Below are 3402 nucleotides of genomic sequence, written 5' to 3'. Positions count from 1 at the left end.
TTATACGCCGCATGGGTATTAATATTTTTAAAATAAGAGTTTACAGCAGCACGTACCGATTGAAATGCAGCCACTTCGTGAGCAGCTTCGTTGGCACGGCGACGAGGAACCATGCCACAGCCTTTTTTATAACACCACTGGCCGAAAAAGTTTAAGCCAATACGTGCAAAGCGTGACGTACCCCATGCTGACTCATTAGCTGCTTGCATAAGCGCAAGCTCTTTAGGAATGATATCTACACGACGAAGTGCCTGGGTAAGCGATAAAGTATCTATGGTGGTAGGCAACTTGTAGCTATTCAGTATTTTTTTAATATCTGATTGCTGTTTGCTACTTAGTGGCTCATTGTACTCCAGCATCATGCGCGCGATTTCTAGAGTCGCACGCTGCTGTAGAATCTTTTTATTTTCGGCCTCAACATGAGGGCGAATAAAATCAAAAAATGCATGTTTCTTTTCTTTCACATCAGTAAAAGCTGCAAAATCTGGCAGTTTCACATTATGTAATGGCTTTTCTTTTTTGATTACGCGCTGGGTCCCTTTTGGCGTTGTCTGCGATTGTTCAGACCCACTTTCTACTACTTCTTTATCTACAAATGGCGATAACAACGCCCATGCAAAAAAAGCAGCAAGTAAAGCTCGAAAAACGTAATTAAGCATGTATTCTCTCATATAAACTACTACTCATGTGCGGTAACGTCACGCACACACAAAGGCGAAGTATACCAAAACCCTCTATTTTTGGCGAATTTGCCCTAAGAGAATTACCTAAACCTTTACCAAAATAGCGTGATTTAGCGCCAATTTACTCGCAATTTTCAAGCGCTTGCGTATACTGAAAAGCAAGCAAACGAGAAAAAGGTAGGTTATTTTTATGTGCCAATCTTGGCAAGCTCGCATTATTGATCAGCAAAAATATCGTCCAAACGATAACCGCTCAGCTTGGCAAGTTGACCGCTCTCGAATCATCCACGCCGCAGCCTTTAGGCGGTTGCAGGCTAAAACCCAGATTATGGGTATTGGCTTAAATGATTTTTATAGAACCCGTCTGACCCATTCTTTAGAAGTTGCTCAAATTGGCAGTGGTTTATTACGTCATCTAAAAAAGCAGCACCCTGAATTTACGAATTTTCCGAGCGGTAGCCTACTCGAGACCCTATGTCTTGCTCATGATATTGGCCACCCTCCTTTTGGGCATGGTGGTGAAATAGCATTAAATTACATGATGCGCGAGCATGGAGGCTTTGAAGGTAACGCGCAAACATTAAGAATTGTGTCTAAGCTTGAGCCCTATTCAAATGGCTATGGTATGAATTTAACCAGACGCACCTTGTTAGGTTTTATTAAATACCCAGCCTTTATTGATGATTTATGGCACAGCATTCCACCTTTGAGTGAGCAGCGTAGCTTTATTAAAGCTGACCATTGGCGCCCTGCCAAAGGCTTATACAAAGACGATAAAGATGTTTTCGACTGGATCATTGAGCCACTGTCTAACAAAGATAAAGCACTGCTCAGTAGTCATTATAAGGTTGATGAGTTTAGAGCTAAAACCCATTACAAATCGATAGACTCAGCAATTATGGAATTAGCTGACGATATTGCTTATGCCGTACATGATTTAGAAGATGCCATAGCTACAGAAGTTTTAACGCTGGCTGATTGGCAAAATCATGCCCTTGTAAAGTTGCAAGAGCTTGACTCTGCTTGGCTAACCACCCATTTGAGCTCAATAACTGCCAGACTCTTTTCTCATCACGAGTATGAGCGTAAAGACGCTATTGGTGAGTTGGTTAACACCTTTATTATTAACGCTCAGTTAGTTGTACAAAACGCAGATTTCGAATCAGAAATACTGCAATACACAGTAAGCCTACCGGATGAATTTGCCGAAATTCTTAACGTGCTAAAACATTTTGTTTTTAAACGTTTAATTCGCGAGCCAAAGATGCAGCAAGTTGAATTTAAAGGGCAAAACCTGTTGATTGAGTTATTTAGTGCTTTTGCCAGCGACCCAATGCGCTTATTACCTGAAACAACCCAAGAAATGTGGCTAAATGCGCACCAGCAAGGTGATAATGCAATGCGCATAATATGTGACTACTTATCAGGGATGAGTGATGAATATGCTTATAAAACCTATCAGCGCTTGTTTTTGCCATCTGCTTAAGTAATTTTTGAACAGCAGTTGAAATTGTTCTAAAATTAAACAGGTTATAGTAATAACAACCTCACCCCTTGAATGCATTTTATTTAACATGGATTGAAATAATGCTCAAAAAATACCTGCTTATTAGTGCTGCTGTAGCAAGCTCATTTGCTTGCTATAGTGCAGAATCACTTCCTGATCCGCTTCTTGAAGAACGCGGCATAATCATAAAAGATGCCACTCATTTCGATTGGGTACGGCTGAATTCAGGCGAATGGCTCAAAGGCGAGCTAGTCTCCATGTATGATAAAGAGATTGAGTTCGACAGTGATGTGCTCGACACATTAATTATTGATCGCGAAGATGTCTACATGATTATCTCAGATCGTCACCATACTGTGCGCTTTAACGATGGTAATGAGCTAAGCGGCACATTAAATATCTCTGGTGGTTTTGTGAAAGTTGGCGAACAAGAAGCTAAATACCGTTATCGCGATTTAGTCTCTATTGCTCCTTCAGTTGAAAGCGAACTCAGTGCATGGACAGTGAAAATATCACTAGGTGCCGATATATCAAAAGGTAATACTGACCAAACCGAATATTCGGCTCGTGCAGATATCAAGCGCCGTACGGCGTCTAGCCGTTTCCTCGCTGAGTTTTTAGGTTATCGCACCACCAGCGATGAGCAAGTCACTAAAAACAACATTCGCGCTAACGGTACCTTCGACTGGTTTCAGACCCAAAAAATGTATTACCGCCCTATCTTCTTTGAGTACTACCGTGATCCGTTTCAAAATATCGCTAACAAGTACACAGTGGGTGCCGGTGTTGGTTACTATGTAATGGATACCGATAAAACAGAGTGGGACTTCTCGACAGGCCCTGCTTATCAAAAAACTGAGTTTGATACTGTCGCTACGGGTGAAGAAAAATCAAATTCATCTTGGTCATATTTTGTCGGCACTAATTACGAGCTAGAGGTCACCAAGAAAATTGATTTTACCTTTAATTACCGCTACCTAACTGCAAACAGTGATGCAGGTGGTGACTCTCAATATGCGATGGCTGCGTTTGAGTTTGAGATCACCGATGATATTGATTTTGATATGTCATTAGTATGGGACTATTTAGCTGACCCGATTGCCGATGAAAACGGTGTAGTACCAGAAAAAGAAGATTACAAAATGATTTTCGCGCTGGGTATCGATTTATAAACATCTCGATTATTAGATATAAAAACGCCGAGCTTAGCTC

The 3402-nt window shown here is 41.1% G+C and carries 3 protein-coding genes; 2 read left to right on the top strand and 1 reads right to left on the bottom strand.

From position 1 onward, the window contains the following. Positions 1-659: glucosaminidase domain-containing protein (locus L1D51_RS20990; RefSeq protein WP_239964769.1), on the bottom strand; the 659-nt coding region annotated here is incomplete at its 3' end. A 214-nt stretch (positions 660-873) separates the two neighbouring features. On the opposite strand from L1D51_RS20990, the gene L1D51_RS20985 reads away from it, so the two are divergent. Both L1D51_RS20985 and L1D51_RS20980 read left to right on the top strand, forming a co-directional pair. After that, positions 874-2169: an anti-phage deoxyguanosine triphosphatase gene (locus L1D51_RS20985; protein ID WP_239964768.1), complete on the top strand. Its 1296-nt coding sequence runs from the start codon at positions 874-876 to the stop codon at positions 2167-2169. Between the two features lie 101 nt (positions 2170-2270). Then, the gene (locus L1D51_RS20980; RefSeq protein WP_239964767.1) at positions 2271-3362 is read left to right on the top strand and encodes a DUF481 domain-containing protein; all 1092 of its coding nucleotides are present in this window, start codon (positions 2271-2273) and stop codon (positions 3360-3362) included. The last annotated feature ends 40 nt before the right edge of the window (positions 3363-3402 follow it).

The sequence above is a fragment of the Pseudoalteromonas shioyasakiensis genome, from assembly GCF_022398475.1.
Taxonomy (GTDB): domain Bacteria; phylum Pseudomonadota; class Gammaproteobacteria; order Enterobacterales; family Alteromonadaceae; genus Pseudoalteromonas.
The sequence above is the reverse complement of the archived record's forward strand: the minus strand, read 5'-3'. Positions and strand labels throughout refer to the sequence as shown.